This window comes from Streptomyces sp. NPDC004134 (genome assembly GCF_042874195.1).
Lineage (GTDB): Bacteria > Actinomycetota > Actinomycetes > Streptomycetales > Streptomycetaceae > Streptomyces.
The window spans coordinates 34035-53494 of sequence record NZ_JBIAMS010000003.1; the positions used below are offsets into that span (position 1 = coordinate 34035).

The 19460-nt window shown below is 74.7% G+C and carries 3 protein-coding genes; all 3 read left to right on the forward strand.

The features are described from left to right. Positions 1-115 precede the first annotated feature (115 nt). The 3 genes from ACFYVJ_RS05515 to ACFYVJ_RS05525 are packed head-to-tail and all read left to right on the forward strand — an operon-like array spanning position 116 to position 19445. Entirely contained in the window at positions 116-10234 is a 10119-nt protein-coding gene (locus ACFYVJ_RS05515) for an amino acid adenylation domain-containing protein (protein WP_388886865.1), read from the forward strand. Next, entirely contained in the window at positions 10231-14865 is a 4635-nt protein-coding gene (locus ACFYVJ_RS05520) for an amino acid adenylation domain-containing protein (RefSeq protein WP_388886867.1), read from the forward strand. The genes ACFYVJ_RS05515 and ACFYVJ_RS05520 overlap by 4 nt, the downstream gene beginning before the upstream one ends. Continuing rightward, positions 14862-19445 (forward strand): amino acid adenylation domain-containing protein, encoded by a 4584-nt coding sequence (locus ACFYVJ_RS05525; protein WP_388886869.1) that lies wholly within the window; start codon positions 14862-14864, stop codon positions 19443-19445. Before ACFYVJ_RS05520 ends, ACFYVJ_RS05525 begins: the two co-directional genes overlap by 4 nt. The last annotated feature ends 15 nt before the right edge of the window (positions 19446-19460 follow it).

A 19460-nucleotide genomic window follows, 5' to 3' on the forward strand; every position in this document is an offset into this window, starting at 1 on the left:
TTCGTCAACCGCAGGCACAGGACGCGCAGTCCGCAATCGCCATGAACGTCGTCGCCTGATTGAGCCAGTGGAGACCTCAGGAATGTCTGATTCGCGTAGCCCTGCCCTGCCCGTGGTGCACGTGACACCGTGCCCCGCCGGCAGCACATGGGATCTCCGATTCACGGACGGCCCCGATCTCGCGGCGCACCTGGAGGCGTCGGCGACGAAGGCGGCGGCCGTGGCGGCGGGATTCTGCCACCGGATGGCGGGGGACCGGGAAGTCGCCGTGGTCATCGAGGGGGAGACGCCCGGGGCCTTGCGTATCGAGATCAGCCCGGGGAGCACGCTGAACGAACTCCAGGGGCGGGCCGAGGAATTGCTCGCCGCATTGGGGAAGGCCGGCGGATCGGACGGCGAAGCGATACGCGAAGGCGGGGCGATATGCGCGGGCGGGGCGCAATGCGCGGTGCCCGTGTGCGCGGTCCCCGAATCCATACCGGAGGCGGGGGCGGCACTGAGACGGGTGCTGGTGAGATTCGCGGAGCGCATGAGCGCCGACCCGGACGCCCGGGTGGGCGACGTGGATCTGCTGGGCACGGGGGAGCGGGGGTTGGTGGTGTCGGGGTGGAACGAGACGCGACTCGCGGTGCCGTCCGGGACGGTCCTGGACCGGTTCGAGGCGCGGGCGCGGCGCACGCCGAACGTGTGCGCCGTGCGATGCGGCGCGGACAAGGTGTCGTACGCGGAGCTGGACGAGCGGGCGAACCGGCTGGCGCGGTATCTGCGGGGGCTGGGGGTGGCCGGGGAGTCGCGGGTGGGGCTGTGCCTGCCGCGCGGTGTGGAGATGGTCGCGGGGATCCTCGCGGTGTGGAAGGCCGGGGGCGCCTATGTGCCGCTGGATCCGGCGTATCCGGCGGAGCGGTTGGCGTACATGGTCGCCGACAGCGCAGCCACGGTCGTGCTGACGACCGGTGCCACGGCGGGGGTGGTATCGGAGTCGGCGGGGCATGTGGTCTCGCTGGACGACGCGGTGGAGGACATCGCCGCGGCATCGGCGGAACCGCTGGGCACGACGCTGGAGCCGGGGCAGTTGGCGTACGTGATCTACACCTCCGGATCGACGGGCCGCCCGAAGGGCGTGGCGGTCCCGCACGGTGGCGCGGCGAACCTGGCGGAGGCGATGCGGCCGGTGCTGGGTGTCGAAGAGGGTGTGACGGCGTTGCAGTTCGCGTCGTTCAGCTTCGACGCCGCGGTGCTGGACGTGGCGGTCACCCTGGCGGCGGGCGGCACGTTGGCGATCGCGTCGGACGCGGAACGGGTGGAGCCGGCGGCGCTCGCGGAGATGATCCGTAGCTCTGGTGTCTCCGTGGCCAGCGTGGTGCCGTCGCTGCTGAGCGTCCTTGATCCGGCTGCGGTCGGGGGCGTGCGGAACTGGGTTCTGGGTGCGGAGTTGCTGACCGCGGACCTGGCGTCCCGCTGGTCGCGGCAGGCCAAGGTGTGGAACACGTACGGCCCGACCGAGGCCACCGTCATCACCACCGCCACCCCGCTCACCGCCGACATCGCCCCGGACGACCCGCCGCCCCCGATCGGCCGCCCTCTCGGCAACGCCCGCGTCCACGTGCTGGACGCCCGCCTGCGCCCCGTGCCGCCGGGCGTGACGGGGGAGTTGTACATCGCCGGTGCCGGTCTGGCCCGCGGGTACATCGGCCGCGGCGGGCTGACCGCGGAGCGCTTCGTTGCCTGCCCCTTCGCGGCCGGTGAGCGGATGTACCGCTCGGGGGACCTGGCCCGATGGACGGCGGACGGCGAGCTGGCGTTCGTGGGCCGAGCCGACGAACAGGTGAAGATCCGGGGTTTCCGCATCGAGCCCGGCGAGGTGCAGTCGGTGCTCGCCGCCCACCCCCGGGTGTCGCAGGCGGCGGTCGTCGTACGGGAGGACCGGCCGGGCGACAAGCGGCTCGTCGGCTACGCGGTGGCGGCGAAGGGCGGCGTAGACGCGGACGACCTGCGGGAGTTCGCCGCCCGGCGGCTGCCCGAGCATATGGTGCCCGCCGCTCTCGTGGTCCTGGACGCGCTGCCGCTGACCCCCAACGGCAAGGTCGACCGTGCCGCGCTGCCGCCGCCCGAGCCCGCGGGGCCCGTAGGCGGGCGCGCCCCCGTGACGCCGCTGGAGCGGCGGATGTGCGAGCTGTTCGCGGAGGTGCTGCACGTCGAGCATGTCGGTCCCGACGACAACTTCTTCGCGCTCGGCGGCGATTCGATCCGCTCGATGCTGCTGGTGTCGGCCGCCCGCGAGGCGGGCCTTGCGCTGACCACCCGGCAGGTATTCGAGGGCGGGACGCCCGCGGGGCTGGCGGCCTTTGCCGCATCGGGCCACGGGGCGGCCCCGGCAGAAGCGGTCGCCGACGCGCCGCTGCTGCACCTCGACGCCGAGCAGCGCGCGGAGTTGACGGCGGCGGTGCCCGGGCTGGTGGACGTCCTGCCGCTCTCACCGCTGCAGGAGGGCTTGCTGTTCCACGCGCTGTACGACGACCAGGCGCCGGACGCCTACATCGGCCAACTGATCCTCGACGTCGACGGTCCGCTGGACCCGCGCCTGGTGCGGACGGCCTGGCAGGCGTTGCTGGACCGTCACGCCGGACTGCGGGCCGGGTTCCGGCAGCCTGCAGGCATGACGCGGCCGGTGCAGGTCGTCGTCGAGGACGTCGAGTTGCCGTGGCGCGAGGAGGACCTGTCCGGGCTGGGTGCCGCGGAGGCGCGGGCGGAGTCGGAGCGGATCGCGGACGCCGAGCGGGCGAGGCGGTTCGATCCGTCCCAGCCGCCGCTGCTGCGCGTGGCGCTGCTGCGGATCGGCACCGAGCGGTACCGGATGGTGCTCACCCTCCACCACATCGCCCTGGACGGCTGGTCGCTGCCGATCGTCCTGCGCGAGATGTGGACCCTCTACGCGGCGGGCGGCGACCTCTCCGTCCTGCCACCTGCGACGCCGCACCGCGACCACCTGGCCTGGCTGGCCCGGCAGGACCATGAGAGCGCCGCGGAGGCGTGGCGGCAGGCGCTCGCCGCCGCGGACGGGCCGACGCTGGTGGCGCCGGCCCGGCAGGACGGCGAACCGTCGCCGACCGGCAAGGTGGTCGCAGAACCGGGCGCCGGGCTGACCGCGGCGCTGGCAGACCTGGCCCGCCGCCGCGGCCTGACACTGAGCACGCTGCTGGAGACCGCGTGGGCGATGGTCGTGGGGCAGCTCGCGGGCCGCAGCGACGTCGTCTTCGGCAGCGTGGTCGCGGGCAGGCCGGCGGAGCTGCCGGGCGTGGCCGACATGGTCGGTCTGTTCCTCAACACGGTGCCCGTACGGGTCCGGCTGGACCCGGCGCAGACGATCGCCGAACTGCTCGACGCGGTCAGGGCGGAGCAGACCGCGCTCCTCGACCACCAGCACCTCGGACTCGCCGACATCCAGCGGCTCACCGGCCCCGGCGCCACGTTCGACACCCTGATGACGCTCCGGACCTACGGCGCCGGTGCCGGCGCGCCGCCGGAACCCCTGCGGATCACCGAGTCCCGGCTGCGTGAGTCGACCACGTACGCCCTGGCCCTGGGCGTGGAGCCGGACGACGGGATGAAGCTCTGGCTCGACTACCGGCTGGACGCGTTCGACGAGCGGTCCGCGCAGGCCGTGGCCGACCGGTTCATCCGCGTGCTGGCGCGGATGGCCGCCGACCCGGGCGCGAGGGTCGGCGACATCGACGCGCTGGCCGAGACCGAACGAGCGGCGGTGGTGTCGGAGTGGAACGCCACGGAGCTTGCGGTGCCGGCGGGGTCCGTGCTGGACCGGTTCGAGGCGCGGGCGCGGCAGAGGCCGGGGGCCTTTGCCGTGCGCTGCGGGGCGGAGGCGCTGACATACGGGGAGCTGGACGCGCGGGCGAGCCGGCTGGCGCGGTATCTGATGCGGCTCGGTGTGGGCCGGGAGTCGCGGGTGGGGCTGTGTCTGCCGCGGGGTGTGGAGATGGTCGCGGGGATTCTCGCGGTGTGGAAGGCGGGGGGCGCGTACGTGCCGCTCGACCCCGCCTATCCGGCGGACCGGTTGGGCTTCATGATCGCCGACAGCGGCGCCGCCGTGGTCGTCGGCGCGGCCGGGTCGATGGCCGGGGTGCCCCCGGGTGCGGCCCTGGTCGTGCTGCTGGACGAGGCGGCGACGGAGATCGCGACGGAGTCCGCTGAGGCGGTGGAGCGGCGCGGCGGGCTCGAAGAACTGGCGTACGTGATCTACACCTCCGGATCGACCGGCCGTCCGAAGGGCGTGGCGGTTCCGCATGAGGGCCCGGCGAACTTGGCGGAGGCGATGGGGCCGGTGCTGGGTGTTGCCGGGGGTGTGACGGCGTTGCAGTTCGCGTCGTTCAGCTTCGACGCCGCGGTGCTGGACGTGACGGTCACCCTGGCGGCGGGGGGCACGTTGGCGATCGCGTCGGGCGAGGAGCGTGAAGAGCCCGCGGCGCTGGCGGAGATGATCCGTAGTGCCGGGGTGTCGGTGGCCAGTGTGGTGCCGTCGCTGCTGAGTGTTCTCGATCCGGCCGCGGTGCCGGGTGTGCGGAACTGGGTGCTGGGTGCGGAGCTGCTGACGGCCGACCTGGCGTCGCGTTGGTCGGGGCAGGCCAGGGTGTGGAACACGTACGGTCCGACCGAGGCGACCGTGATCACCACCGCCACCCCGCTGGACGCGGACATCGAACCGCACGACCCGCCTCCGCCCATCGGCCGCCCGATCGGCAACATGCGCGTGTACGTGCTGGACGACTTCCTGCGGCCCGTACCTCCCGGTGTCGTGGGCGAGTTGTACATCGCGGGCCCGGGCCTGGCACGCGGTTACATCGGCCGCGGTGGGCTCACCGCCGAGCGGTTCGTCGCCTGTCCCTTCGAGCCCGGCGCGCGCATGTACCGCTCCGGTGACCTCGCCCGCTGGTCCGACGACGGGCTGCTGCACTTCGCCGGCCGCGCCGACGAACAGGTCAAGATCCACGGGTTCCGTATCGAGCCGGGCGAGATCGAAGCCGTCCTCGCCGCGCACCCCGAGGTCGCTCACACCGCCGTCGTCGTACGCGAGGACCAGCCCGGCGACAAGCGGCTCGTCGCATACGTTGTGCCGGCCGGTGACCGCGTGGAGCGGGACGCCGTGCGGGAGTTCGCCGCGGCCCGGCTGCCCGAGCACATGATCCCCGCGGCGATCGTCGCTCTCGGCGCCCTGCCCCTCACGCCCAACGGCAAGCTGGACCGCAAGGCTCTGCCCGCCCCGGAGGCGAACGGGACCGCAGGACGTGCGCCCGCGACGCCGCGGGAGGTGCTGCTCTGCGAGCTGTACGCCGACGTCCTCGGCGTGGAGCGCGTCGGCGCCGACGACTCCTTCTTCGGTCTCGGCGGTGACTCGATCCGTTCGATGCTGCTGGTGTCGGCTGCTCAGCGGGCGGGGTTGGTGTTCACGTCGCGCCAGGTGTTCCAGCTCCGTACCCCGGCCCGGCTTGCCGCCGTCGCGGCCGCCGTGGCCGACGCGACCGGTGCCACCGACGCGCCACCGCTCGTCGACCTGGCGCCGGGCGTACTGGACGAACTGTCGGCCGCCGTCCCGGGCCTGGTGGAGGTGCTGCCGGTATCGCCGCTGCAGGAAGGGCTGCTGTTCCACGCGGTGTACGACGGGCAGGCCACCGACGTCTACATCGGACAGCTCGTGCTCGGTGTGGAGGGCCCGCTCGACCCCGCCGTGCTGCGGGCGTCGTGGCAGGCGCTGCTCGCCCGCCACGCCAGCCTGCGCGCTGGGTTCCGGAATCTGCCCGGTGTGGCCCGGCCGGTGCAGGTCGTGGTCGAGGACGCCGAACTGCCGTGGCGCGAGGAAGACCTGACCGGGCTGGGCACCGCCGGGGCGTGGGCGGAGTCGGAGCGGATCGCCGCCGCCGAGCGCGCCCGGCGGTTCGACTTGGCGCGGCCGCCGCTGCTGCGGGTGGCGCTGCTGCGGACGGGCGCCGAGCGGTACCGGATGGTGCTCACCCTCCATCACCTGGCGCTCGACGGCTGGTCGGTGCCGATTCTGCGGCGCGAGCTGTGGGCCTGCTACGCGGCCGGGGGCAGCGCCGCCGGGCTGCCGTCCGTGACGCCGTACCGCGACTACCTCGCCTGGCTTGCCCGCCAGGATCGGGACGCCGCCGCCGAGGCGTGGCGGCAGGCGCTCGCCGACGTGGACGAGCCGACGCTCGTGGTGCCCGGCGGCAGCGATGGCACCGACGCGCCTTCCCAGGATCTCGTGCGCACCGCCGGTGCCGCTCTGGACGAGGCGCTGGCCGGGCTGGTGCGCGCGCACGGGGTGACGCTCAACACCGTGATCGAGACGGCCTGGGCGATGGTCGTGGGCCAGCTCGCAGGCCGCAGTGACGTGGTGCTGGGCGCCGCGGTCGCCGGCCGCCCGGCGGAGCTGCCCGGTATGGAGCACATGCTGGGGCTGTTCATCAACACGGTCCCGGTGCGCGTGCGGCTGGACCCGGCACAGCGCGTCGCGGACCTCCTGGCGGACGTGCAGGCGCAGCGGGCGGCGCTGATGGACCACCAGCACCTCGGTCTCGCGGACATCCAGCGGCTCGCCGGGCCGGGCGCGACGTTCGACACGGTGATGGCGTTCGAGAACTTCCCCGCCGGGACCGGCGCCACCGGCGCCTCCGATGACCCGCACGCCGCCCACGGCCCGGCCCCGGCGGGGCTGCGCTTCACCGAGGCCGCGGTGTGGGGTGAGACGAACTACCCGCTCACGCTCGTCGCCGACCCCGCCGAAGGGCTGCGGCTGAAGCTGAGCCACCGGCTCGACTCCTTCGGGGCTTCCGCAGCCGGTGCCGTCCTCGACCGGCTCGTGCACGTCCTGGAGCGGATGGCGGCCGACCCCGGCGCGCCCGTCGGCCGGCTCGACGTCCTCGACGGGCCCGAGCGGGCGCGCGTGCTGCGGGACTTCAACGACACCGCCCGCCCCCTGGCAAAGGGTGCGTTGCCCGAGCTGTTCGGCGCGTCGGCCGCGCGGTGCGCGGATGCCGTCGCGCTGGTCGACGGCGAGCGGGAGTGGACGTACGCGGAGCTGAACGAGGCCGCGGACCGGGTGGCCGGCGGGCTCGCCGCGCGCGGGGTGCGGCGCGGGGATCTCGTGGGCGTGGTGATGGAGCGGTCCGCCGAGCTGGTGATCGTGCTCCTCGGCATCGTCAAGGCCGGTGCCGGGTACGTCCCGGTGGCCGCGGAGTGGCCGGCGGCGCGCACCGATCTGGCGCTGGGCCGGACCGCGCTGACCGTCGCTGACCGGCAGGCGGACGGCCGGGCGGCGGTCGTCCCGGCCGGCGAGCTGCTGGCTTCGGCCGCCGCGGGCCCGGTGCCGCTCGGTCCGGACGACGTGGCGTACGTGATGTACACGTCCGGGTCGACGGGGCTGCCGAAGGGCGTCGAGGTCACGCACGGCGACGTGGCGGACCTCGCGCGCGACGGCCGTTTCGCCCGCGGCCACGAGCGGATCCTCTTCCACTCCCCGCAGACGTTCGACGCCGCCACGTACGAACTGTGGGCGCCGCTGCTGACCGGCGGCCGGGTCGTCGTCGCCCCGCCAGGCGCGGTGACGCCCGCGCGGCTGCGGGAGCTGATCCGGCGGCACGGGGTCTCCGCGATGTGGCTGACGGCCGCGCTGTTCCACCTGTTCGCGCAGGACGACCCGGAGTGCCTGGCCGGGCTGCGGGAGGTGTGGACCGGCGGCGACGCGGTGCAGGCGGAGGCGGTGCGCCGGGTACGGGCGGCGTGCCCGGACGTGGTGGTGGTGGACGGGTACGGGCCGACGGAGACCACCACGTTCGCGAGCTCGTACCGCATCGAGCCCGGCGCGCCCGTCCCGTCCTCCGTGCCGATCGGCGGGCCCCTCGACAACATGCGGCTGTACGTGCTGGACGGCTTCCTGCGCCCGGTGCCCGCCGGGGTGATCGGCGAGCTGTACATCGCCGGCGCGGGGCTGGCCCGCGGCTACGCGGACCGGCCGGAGCTGACGGCGGAGCGGTTCGTGGCCTGCCCGTTCGTGCCGGGGGAGCGGATGTACCGCTCCGGTGACCTGGTGCGCTGGACCGGCGGCGGTGTGCTGGAGTTCGCCGGGCGGGCGGACGCGCAGGTGAAGGTGCGCGGCTTCCGCGTGGAGCTGGGCGAGATCGAGGCGGTGCTCGCCGGGCACGAGGCGGTCGGGCAGGCCGTGGTCGTCGCCCGCGAGGACCGGCCGGGCGACAAGCGGCTGGTGGGGTACGTCGTCGCGGACGGCGGGCGGCATGTCACCGAGGACGCGCTGCACGCGTACGCCTCCGAGCTGCTGCCGGAGTACATGGTGCCGGCCGCGGTGCTGGTGCTCGACGCGATGCCGGTGACGGCGAACGGGAAGGTGGACCGCAAGGCGCTGCCCGCCCCGGACTTCGCCGGCCGGGCGACCGGCCGGGCGCCGCGGGGCGCCGCGGAGACGGCGCTGTGCGCGCTCTTCGCCGACGTGCTCGGGCTGGGGCGGGTCGGCGCGGACGACAGCTTCCTGGAGCTGGGCGGCGACTCCATCACGTCCATGCAACTGGCGTCCCGTGCCCGCAGGGCGGGGCTCGTGCTGACGCCGCGTCAGATTTTTGAGGAGCGGACTCCCGAGCGGCTTGCCGTGGTCCTGGAGGCCGCCGGGCCCGGCGCGGACGCGCCCGCAGGCGGTGGGGGCGGGAACGGCGGCGCGGGCGTGGGCGAGGTGCCGTGGACGCCGGTGATGCGGTGGATCGGCGCGGGTGTCGCCGACGCCGGGTTCACGCAGTGGACGGTCGTCGGCGCCCCCGCCGGGCTGGCGTACGGGGTGCTGGCGGGCGGGGTGGCGACCGTGCTCGACGCGCACGACATGCTGCGTGCCCGCACGGCCCCGGCCGATCCGTATCCCCGCCTCCTCGTCCCCGAGCCCGGTTCCCTCGACACCGCCGCGCTGATCACCCGCGTCGACGCCGCCGACGTGCCGGACGGGAAGCTGGACGAGGCCACCGGCAGGGCGGCGGCCGAGGCGGCGGCCGGGCTGGACCCGGCGGCCGGCGCCGGGATGCTGCGGGTGGTGTGGCTGGACACGGGCCCGTACCGCACCGGCCGCCTCGCGCTGGTCGTCCACCACCTCGCGGTCGACGGCGTGTCCTGGCGTGTCCTGCTGCCCGACCTGCAGAACGCCTGCGAGGCGCTGGCCGCGGGCCGGCCGCCCCGCCTCCACCCCGTGCCGACGCCGTTCCGCCGCTGGGCGCGCGAACTCGTCGCCCAGGCCGCGGGCGAGGCGCGCCAGGCCGAGCTGGAGCAGTGGACGAAGCTGCTCGTCGAGCCCGAACCGCTGATCGGCAGGCGGGCGCTCGACCCGGCCGCCGACACGGCGCGCACCCAGTGCCGCGCGTCGTGGACCGTGCCCGCGGAGCAGGCCGCCACCCTCCTGGCCCGTACGCCCACGGCGTACCACTGCGGCGTGCACGAGGTGCTGCTCGCCACCTTCGCCGCCGCCGTCGCGCGCTGGCGCCCCGGCGGGCACACGGGGCTGCTGGTGGACATGGAGGGCCACGGCCGGGAGGAGCTCGGCGACCTCGACTCGTCGCAGACCGTGGGCTGGTTCACCGCGGTCCACCCGCTGCGGCTCGACCTCGGCGGCATCGACCTGGACGGGGCCCGCGGCGGCGGTCCGGCAGCGGGGGAGCTGCTGAAGACCGTGAAGGAGCAGGCGCAGGCCGTGCCCGGTGACGGTCTCGGCCACGGCCTGCTGCGGCACCTCAACCCGGAGACGGCGGAGGTGCTGGCCGCGCTGCCCGCACCCCAAGTCGGCTTCAACTACCTGGGCCGCTTCAGCGGCGACCCCCGCACCGGCCGCGTCGAGGCATGGCAGCCGGCCGGGGAGACCGCGATCGGCGGCTCGGCCGCGCCCGGCATGGCGATCACCCACGCGCTGGAGGCCAACCCGGTCGTCCGCGACACCCCCGCGGGCCCCGAGGTCACTCTCGCGCTCGCCTGGGCCGGCGGGGTCCTGACCGACGCGGACGCCCGCCGCCTCGGCCGTATCTGGCTGGACATGCTCGCCGGGCTCGCCGCCCACACCGACGACCCCGTCGCCGGCGGGCACACCCCCTCCGACTTCCCCCTCCTCGACCTCGGCCAGGACGAGATCGACCAGTTCGAAGCGATCGCGGCGAAGCTCCAAGGAGGACTGACCCGGTGAACCCCTCAGCCGTCGCCAAAGGCTCCGCCCTGGCAGAGATGTGGCCCCTGTCGCCGTTGCAGGAAGGTCTGCTGTTCCACGCCGGCTTCGACAGCGACAGCCCCGGCGTCTACACCGTGCAGTTCATGCTCGACGTGGACGGGCCGCTGGTCCACCGGCGCTTCCGCGCCGCCTGGGCCGGGCTGCTCGCCCGGCACCCCGCGCTGCGCGCCAGCTTCCACCGGCGCCCCTCCGGCGAGGCCGTCCAGCTCATCACCCGCGAGGTCGCGCTGCCGTGGCGGGACGCGGACCTCACCGCGCTGCCCGGTGCCGACGCGCTCGCCGAGACCCAGGCGTTGGCCGACGCGGAACGCGCCCGGCCCATCGACCTCGCGGCCGCCCCGCTGCTGCGGCTGCTCCTCGTCCGCCTCGGCGAGGAGCGGCACCGGCTGGTGGTGACGACCCATCACATCCTCATCGACGGCTGGTCGATGCCGATCCTGCTGCGCGAGCTGGCGGCGGTGTACGAGGCGGGCGGCGACCTGTCGATGCTCAAGCCGGCCCCCTCCTACGGGCAGTATCTGGCGTGGCTGCGCCGCCAGGACAAGGGCCGGGCGCAGGCCGCCTGGCGCGCCGAGCTGGCGGGGGCCGAGGAGCCGACGCTCGTCGTCCCCTCGGACGCGCTCGAAGGGCGGGTGGTGCCCGGGCGGGTGCGCTTCACGCTCGGGGCGGAGCTGTCGGCGGGAGTGGCGGAGCTGGCGCGGGCGCACGGCCTGACGGTCAACACGGTGGTGCAGGGCGCCTGGGCGCTGGTCCTGTCCCGGCTCACCGGCCGCGACGACGTCGTCTTCGGTGCCACCGCCGCCGGCCGGCCGCCCGAGCTCCCCGGCGTCGAGGCCATGGTCGGCCTGTTCATCAACACCCTGCCCGTCCGCGTCCGGCTCGACCCCGCCCGCCCCGCGGTGGAACTCCTCGCCGACCTCCAGCGGCGCCAGGTCGACCTGATGGCGCACCAGCACATCGGGCTGCCCGACGTGCAGAAGCTCGCCGGCCCCGGCGCCACGTTCGACACCCTCGTCGTCTACGAGAACTACCCCCTCACCTCCGCCGAGTCCGACGACCCCGAGGCGCTGTCGATCCGCTTCGCCGGCGAGCCCCAGGACGCCGGCCACTACCCGCTGACGCTCATCGCCTGGCCCGGCGAGCACTTACGGGCCGAACTCTTCTACCGGCGCGACGTGTTCGAGCCCGGCCGGGCCGAGACCGTCACCGCGTCCTTCGTGCGGGTGCTGGAGCAGCTCGTCGCCGACCCGGCAGCGCCCGCCGGGCGCCTCGACGCCGTCGACGCGCGGCGGCGCGCGCTGGTCACGACCCGCTGGAACGACACCGCTGCGCCCGTGCCCGAACCGCTGGCGCCGGAGGCGTTCGAGGCGCAGGCCGGGCGGTCGCCGGAGGCGGTGGCGTTGGTGGCCGGCGGGAAGTCGCTGTCGTACGGGGAGTTGGGCGACCGTGCGGGGCGGCTGGCGCGGTATCTGGTGGCGGCGGGGGTGGGGCCCGAGGTCCGGGTGGCGGTGGTGGCGGAGCGGTCGGCCCTGCTGATCGAGGCGCTGCTTGCCGTGTCGCTGGCCGGGGGCGTCTTCGTACCGGTGGACCCCGACTATCCGGCCGAACGGCTGGCGTTCGTGCTGGGAGACGCCGATCCGGCCGTGATCCTGTGCACGGCGGCGACGCGGGACGTACTCCCGGAGGGCGTGCGGCCGGTGGTGCTGGACGATCCCGCGGTGGCCGCCGAAGTGGCCGCGTACCCGGGCGGGGTGCCGGGGGCGGAGGAGCGGGGCGGTCCGCTGACGGCCGATCATGCCGCGTACGTCATCTACACCTCCGGCTCGACCGGCACCCCCAAGGGCGTCGTCGCCTCCCACCACGGCCTGCGCAACCTCGTCGCCGACCGCCTCGCGCAGTACGGCTTCGGCCCCGGCAGCCGGGTCCTGCAACTGGTGTCGCCGAGCTTCGACGTCTCGATGAGCGACATCTGGCCCGTGCTCTGCGCGGGCGGACGGCTCGTGCTCGGCCCCGTACGGCTCGACCTCTCCGGCGACGAGCTGGCCCGCCTGATGCGCGACGAGCAGGTCACGTACGTCGCCACCACCCCGACCCTGCTCGCCGAAGTACCGGCCGCCGACCTGCCGGAGCTGCGCACCGTCGTCCTCGGCGGCGAACCCGGATCACCAGAGCTGTGCCGCCGCTGGCTGGCCGGCCGCGAGCTGTTCAACGAGTACGGCGTCACCGAAGCGACCGTCGCCTCTACGGTGGGCCGGATCCGCGGCAGCCGCGGCGTCCCGCCCATCGGCGGCCCCGTCACCAACTCCCGGGTGTACGCGCTGGACGCGTTCCTCCAGCCGGTGCCGCCCGGGGTGGCGGGCGAGCTGTATCTCGCCGGGGCGGGAGTCGCCCGCGGCTACCTCGGGCGGCAGGGGCTGACCGCGGAGCGGTTCGTGGCCTGCCCGTTCGCGCCCGGCGAGCGGATGTACCGCACCGGCGACCTCGTGCACTGGACCGACGACGGCGAGCTGGTCTTCGCCGGCCGTGCCGACGAACAGGTCAAGGTCCGCGGGCACCGCATCGAGCTGGGCGAGATCGAGGCCGCACTGCGGGAGGCCGCCGGAGTCGCCGAGGCGGTGGTCGTCGCGCGCGCCGACGGCCCCGGCGACAAGCGGCTCGTCGGCTACGTCGTGCCGGGAGGGCGGGACGTCGACCCGCGGCGTGTGCGCGCCGAGGTGGCCGCCGCGCTCCCCGACTACATGGTGCCGGCTGCGGTGCTCGTGCTGCCCGGGCTGCCGCGTACCACCAGCGGGAAGATCGACAGGACCGCCCTGCCCGCACCGGACTTCGCCGAGCACGCCACCGGCCGCCCGCCCCGGGGCGAGACGGAGACCACGCTGTGCGCGCTGTTCGCCGAGGTGCTGGGGCTGGAGCGGGTCGGCGCGGATGACGACTTCTTCGCGCTGGGCGGCGATTCCATCACTTCGATGCAGCTCGCCTCCCGCGCCCGGCGTGCGGGGTACGTGCTGACGCCGCGGCAGGTCTTCGACGAGCGGACGCCCGAGCGCCTGGCCGCGGCCGCCGCCCGGGCGGCGGCGCCCGCGGCGGACGACGGTGCGGACAGCGGCATCGGCGAGGTGCCGTGGACACCGGTGATGCGCCGCCTCGGGCCGAGGACCGCGGGCCGGGAGTTCGCGCAGTGGACGGTCGTCGGCGCCCCCGCGGGCCTCGGCCCCGAGGCACTCGCCGGCGGCATCGGCGCGCTGCTGGACACCCACGACGTGTTACGGGCCAGGGCTGACCTGTCCGACGAGGCGGCCCCCCGGCTCCTCGTCGCGCGGCGCGGCTCGGTGGACCCGGCCGCCCGCGTGACCCGTGTCGACGCCGCGGACGTCGACGACCTGGACGGGCTCGCCGAGCAGGCCGCGCGCGCGGCTGTCGCCCGGCTGGACCCTGCGAACGGCGTCATGGTCCACGCCGTATGGCTCGACGCGGGGCCCGCGCGGGTGGGGCGGATCGTGCTGGTGGTCCATCACCTGGTGGTCGATGGGGTGTCGTGGCGGATTCTGCTGCCGGATCTGCGGGCTGCGTGTGAGGCGGTGGGGGAGGGGCGGAAGCCGGAGCTGGAGCCGGTGGCGACGTCGTTCCGGCGCTGGTCGCGGGAGCTGGCGGCCCAGGCCGCCGGCAAGGAGCGGCAAGCCGAACTGCCGCGGTGGGCCGCTGCACTCGGTGCCAGCGCACCCGCGCTGACCCGCAGCGCGCCGGACCCGGCGACCGACACCGTCGTATCGCTGCAGAACCGGTCGTGGACCGTCCCGGCGGACCAGGCCGCGACGCTGACCGGCCGCACACCGGTCGTCTTCCACTGCGGCGTCCACGAGGTGCTGCTCGCCACCCTCGCCGCCGCGGTGGCCCACTGGCGGCCGGCAGCACAGGGGAGCGTCCTCGTGGACGTCGAGGGCCACGGCCGCGAGCCGGCCGGGAACCTCGACCTGTCCCGCACGGTGGGCTGGTTCACCAGCGTCCACCCGCTGCGCCTGGACCTGCACGGCGTCGACCTGGACGACGTACGCGCGGGCGGGCCGGCCGCCGGCCGGCTGCTCAAGGCAGTCAAGGAGCAGGCCCAGGCCGTACCGGGCGACGGCCTCGGCCACGGGCTGCTGCGCTATCTCAACGCGGGAACGGCAGAGGCGATGGCGGCGCTGCCGCAGCCGGAGATCGGCTTCAACTACCTCGGCCGGTTCCCCGGCGGCGGCGCGGGCCCGGTCGAGGCGTGGCAGCCCGCGGGCGAGACCGCCGTCGGCGGCACCGCACCGCCCGACATGCCGATCCTGCACGCGCTCGGGACGAACGCCGTCGTCCGCGACACGGCAGCGGGCCCCGAGCTGTCGTTCACCCTCGGCCGGCCGTCCGAGCTGCTCGACCGTGCCGACGTCGAACTCCTCGGACACACCTGGCTGGAGATGCTCGCCGGCCTCGCCGCGCACACCGGGGACCCGGCGGCCGGCGGGCACACCCCCTCCGACTTCCCCCTCCTCGACCTCGGCCAGGACGACATCGAACAGCTCGAAGAGATCGCCGGCACGATCGAAGGAGGACTGCCCCGGTGAAGACCCACGCCGCCGCCACCCGCCCGGCCCTGGAAGTGTGGCCGCTGTCGCCGCTGCAGGAGGGCCTGCTGTTCCACGCCGGCTACGACGACACCGGCCCCGACCTCTACACCGTGCAGTTCGTCCTCGGCCTCGAAGGACCCCTGGACGGCGCCCGCCTGCGCGCCTCCTGGGAGACGCTGCTCGCCCGCCACGGCGCCCTGCGCGCCAGCTTCCACCGGCGCGCCTCCGGCGAAGCCGTCCAGCTCATCGCCCGCGAGGTCCGGCTCCCCTGGCGCGAGGCCGACCTGTCCGATGCCACCGGCCCGGACGCCGCCGCCCGGCTCGAAAAGCTGGCCGCGGAGGAGCGCGCGCAGCGGCTGAACCCCGCGACGCCGCCGCTGCTGCGGCTGCTCCTCGTCCGGCTCGGTGACCGGCGGCACCGGCTGGTGATGACGACCCACCACATCCTGATGGACGGCTGGTCGATGCCGGTGCTGCTCGCCGAGCTGTCCGCGGTGTACGAGGCGGGCGGTGACGCCTCCGCGCTCAAGCGCACGGCGCCGTACCGGGATTACCTGGCCTGGCTGGGCCGGCAGGACAAGGAGGCAGCGCGGGAGGCGTGGCGGGCGGAGCTGGCGGGTGCGGACGAGCCGACGCTCGTGGTGCCCGCGGATCCCGGGCGGGCAGCGGTGCTGCCGGAGCAGACCGAGGCACGGCTGGGGCGCGAGGCGACGGCTGCGCTGGGGGTGTGGGCGCGTGGGCGGGGGCTGACGGTCAACACGGTGGTGCAGGGGGCGTGGGCCTTGGTGCTGGCGCGGTTGGCGCGTCGTTCGGACGTGGTCTTCGGCGCGACGGTGGCGGGGCGTCCGGCGGAGTTGCCGGGTGTCGAGGCGATGGTGGGTCTCTTCATCAACACGTTGCCGGTGCGGGTGCGGTTGGACGGCGGGCAGCGGGTGGTGGAGCTGCTTGCGGAGGTGCAGCGGCGGCAGTCTGCGCTGATGGGGCACCAGCACCTCGGCCTCCAGGAGATCCAGAAGCTGAGCGGAGCGGGCGCGACCTTCGACACCCTCGTCGTCTACGAGAACTATCCCCGTCCGCCGGAAGAGACCGCGGGCCGTGACGCAGTGTCCATCGACGTCCTGGACTCGCGCGAAGCGACCAACTACCCGCTGACGCTCGGCGTCGACGCCGCCGACCAGCTCGAAGTCCGACTGACCTACCGACCGGATCTGTTCGGGGCGGACGAGGCGGAGGGGTTGGCCCGGCGGTTGGTGCGGGTGCTGGAGCAGGTGGTGGCGGACCCGGAGGTACGGGTCGGGGATGTGGACGTGCTGACGCCCGGGGAGCGGGCGTCGGTGGTGTCGGAGTGGAATGCCACGGAGCTTGTGGTGCCGGTGGGGTCGGTGCTGGACCGGATCGAGGCGTGGGCGCGGCGGGCGCCGGATGTGGTCGCCGTGCGGTGTGGTGCGGAGGAGCTGTCGTACGGCGGGCTGGACGCGCGGGCGAATCGGCTGGCGCGGTATCTGATGCGGCTCGGTGTGGGCCGGGAGTCGCGGGTGGGGCTGTGTCTGCCGCGGGGTGTGGAGATGGTTGCGGGGATTCTCGCGGTGTGGAAGGCGGGGGGCGCGTATGTGCCGCTTGACCCCGCTTATCCGGCGGACCGGTTGGCGTTCATGGTCGCCGACAGCGGGGCGCAGGTGGTGCTGAGTACCGGGGACCTGGCGCCTGAGGGCGCGGTGCGGCTGGACGAGGCGGCTGCCGCCATCGAGGCGGAGTCGCCTGAGCCGTTGGGGACGATGCTCCGGCCTGGGCAGCTCGCGTATGTGATCTATACGTCGGGGTCGACGGGTCGTCCGAAGGGCGTGGCGGTTCCGCATGAGGGCCCGGCGAATCTTGCCGAGGCGATGCGTCCGGTGTTGGGTGTCGAGGAGGGTGTGACGGCGTTGCAGTTCGCGTCGTTCAGCTTCGACGCCGCCGTTCTGGATGTCGCGGTCACGTTGGCGGCGGGTGGCACGTTGGCCATCGCGTCGGGCGAGGAGCGTGAAGAGCCCGCGGCGCTGGCCGAGATGATCCGTAGCGCCGATGTGTCGGTGGCCAGTGTGGTGCCGTCGCTGCTGAGCGTTCTCGATCCGGCCGCGGTGCCGGGCGTGCGGAACTGGGTCCTGGGCGCCGAACTGCTGACGGCCGACCTGGCGTCCCGCTGGTCGCGGCAGGCCAGGGTGTGGAACACGTACGGCCCGACCGAGGCCACCGTCATCACCACCGCCACCCCGCTGGACGCGGACATCGAACCGCACGACCCGTCCCCGGCCATCGGCCGCCCGATCGGCAACACCCATACCTACGTGCTGGACGACTTCCTGCGGCCCGTATCCCCGGGAATCACCGGCGAGTTGTATATCGCCGGTCCCAGCCTGGCCCGTGGCTACATCGGCCGCGGCGCGCTCACCGCTGAACGCTTCGTCGCCTGCCCGTTCCAGCCCGGCGCACGCATGTACCGCTCCGGCGATCTCGCCCGCTGGTCCGACGACGGGCTGCTGCACTTCGCCGGCCGCGCCGACGAACAGGTCAAGATCCGCGGCTTCCGTATCGAGCCCGGCGAGATCGAAGCCGTTGTTGCCGCCCACCCCGACGTGTCGCACGCGGCCGTGGTCGTACGCGAGGACCGACCCGGCGACAAGCGCCTGGTCGCCTACGTCGTCGGCGACGTCGATACCGACGCCGTACGCGAGTTCGCCGCCAACCGGCTGCCCGAGCACATGATCCCCGCGGCCGTCGTCGTTCTCGACGCTCTGCCGCTGACGCCGAACGGCAAGATCGACCGTGTCGCCCTGCCGACGCCCGACCTCGCGGACCGTGTCTCCGGCCGTGCTCCCGCGAATCCCGTCGAGGCCGCCCTGTGTGCCCTGTTCGCCGAGGTGCTGTGCCTCGAACGAGTGGGTGCGGACGACGACTTCTTTGCTCTCGGCGGCGACTCCATCACCTCCATGCAGCTCGCCTCCCGCGCCCGCCGCGAGGGGCTCGTGCTGACCCCGCGGCAGGTCTTCGAAGCCAAGACCCCCGAGCGGCTGGCCGTGGTCGCCGAGCCCGAATCGGCGCCGGCCGCCGCGGACACGGGTGTCGGTGAGGCTCCCTGGACGCCGGTGATGCGGGCGCACGGCGTACGGGCCGCAGCCCCCGGCTTCGCCCAGTGGACGGTCGTCGGCGCACCTCCCGTGCTGGGCTTCGACGTGCTCACCGCCGGTGTCGGCGCCCTCCTCGACGCGCACGACGTGCTACGGGCCCGGGCGGACCTGTCGGATCCGGCGAACCCCCGCCTCGTCATCCCCGAACGCGGCACCGCCGATGCCGCCGGTCTCGTCACCCGTATCGACGCCGCAGGCACCACCGACCTCGACGCGCTCGCCGCCCGCGAAGCCCACACTGCCGCCGCGCAGTTGCGCCCCGAGGACGGATCGATGGCCCGTGTCGTCTGGCTGGACGCCGGGCCGTCCCGGGTCGGGCGGCTGGTCGTCGTCGTCCATCACCTCGTGGTCGACGGCATGTCCTGGCGGATCCTGTTGCCCGACCTGCACTCCGCCTGCGCTGCGCTCGCCGACAACCGGCAGCCCGCCCTCGACCCCGTACCCACCCCCTTCCGGCACTGGGCACGCGAACTCGTCACCCAGGCGGCGAGCAGTCACCGCGCCGCCGAACTCCAGCCCTGGACCGACCTCCTCGGCACCCCCGAACCCCCCCTCGGCCACCGCCTCCTCGACCCCGCCGCCGACACCGCGGCGACCATGCGTTCGCACACCTGGACCGTGCCCGCCGGGCAAGCGGCGACGCTTACGGCCCGTACGCCCGCCGTCTTCCACACCGGCGTGCACGAGGTGCTGCTGGCGACCCTCGCCGGGGCCGTCGTCCAGTGGCGGCCTGACACGACGGACCGCGGGGTGCTGGTCGATGTCGAGGGCCACGGCCGACAGCCGGCCGGGGACACCGACCTGTCGCGTACGGTCGGCTGGTTCGCCGCCGTGCACCCGCTGCGCCTCGATGCCTCCGGCGTCGACCTTTCCGGCGCGCGCGCCGGTGGACCGGCGGCCGGGGCGCTGCTGAAGGCGGTCAAGGAGCAGGTGCAGGCCGTGCCCGGTGACGGTCTCGGCCACGGGCTGCTGCGCTACCTCAACCCCAAGACCGCCGACGCCGTGGCCGCCCTGCCGCGCCCGCAGATCGGCTTCAACTACCTCGGCCGCTTTCCCGCCGCGTCTCCAGCCGGTGACCCCGAGCCGTGGCAGGCCGCCGGGGCGGCCGCGGTCGGCGGCTCCGCCGCGCCTGACCTGCCGGTGGCGCACGCGCTGGAGGCGAACGCGGTGGTCCGCGACACCCCCGACGGCCCCGAGCTGACGCTGACCCTGAGCCGGCCCGCCGGTCTCCTCGGCGCCGAGGAGACCGAACGCCTGGGCGCGGCCTGGCTGGAGCTGCTTGCCGGGCTGGCCGCGCACACCGAGGACCCGGCGGCCGGCGGGCACACCCCGTCCGACTTCACGCTGCTCGACCTCGGCCAGGACGAGGTGGACGAGTTCGAAGCCGACCTCGCCGAAGACGGCCTTCCATGACCCCCGCCCCGTAGA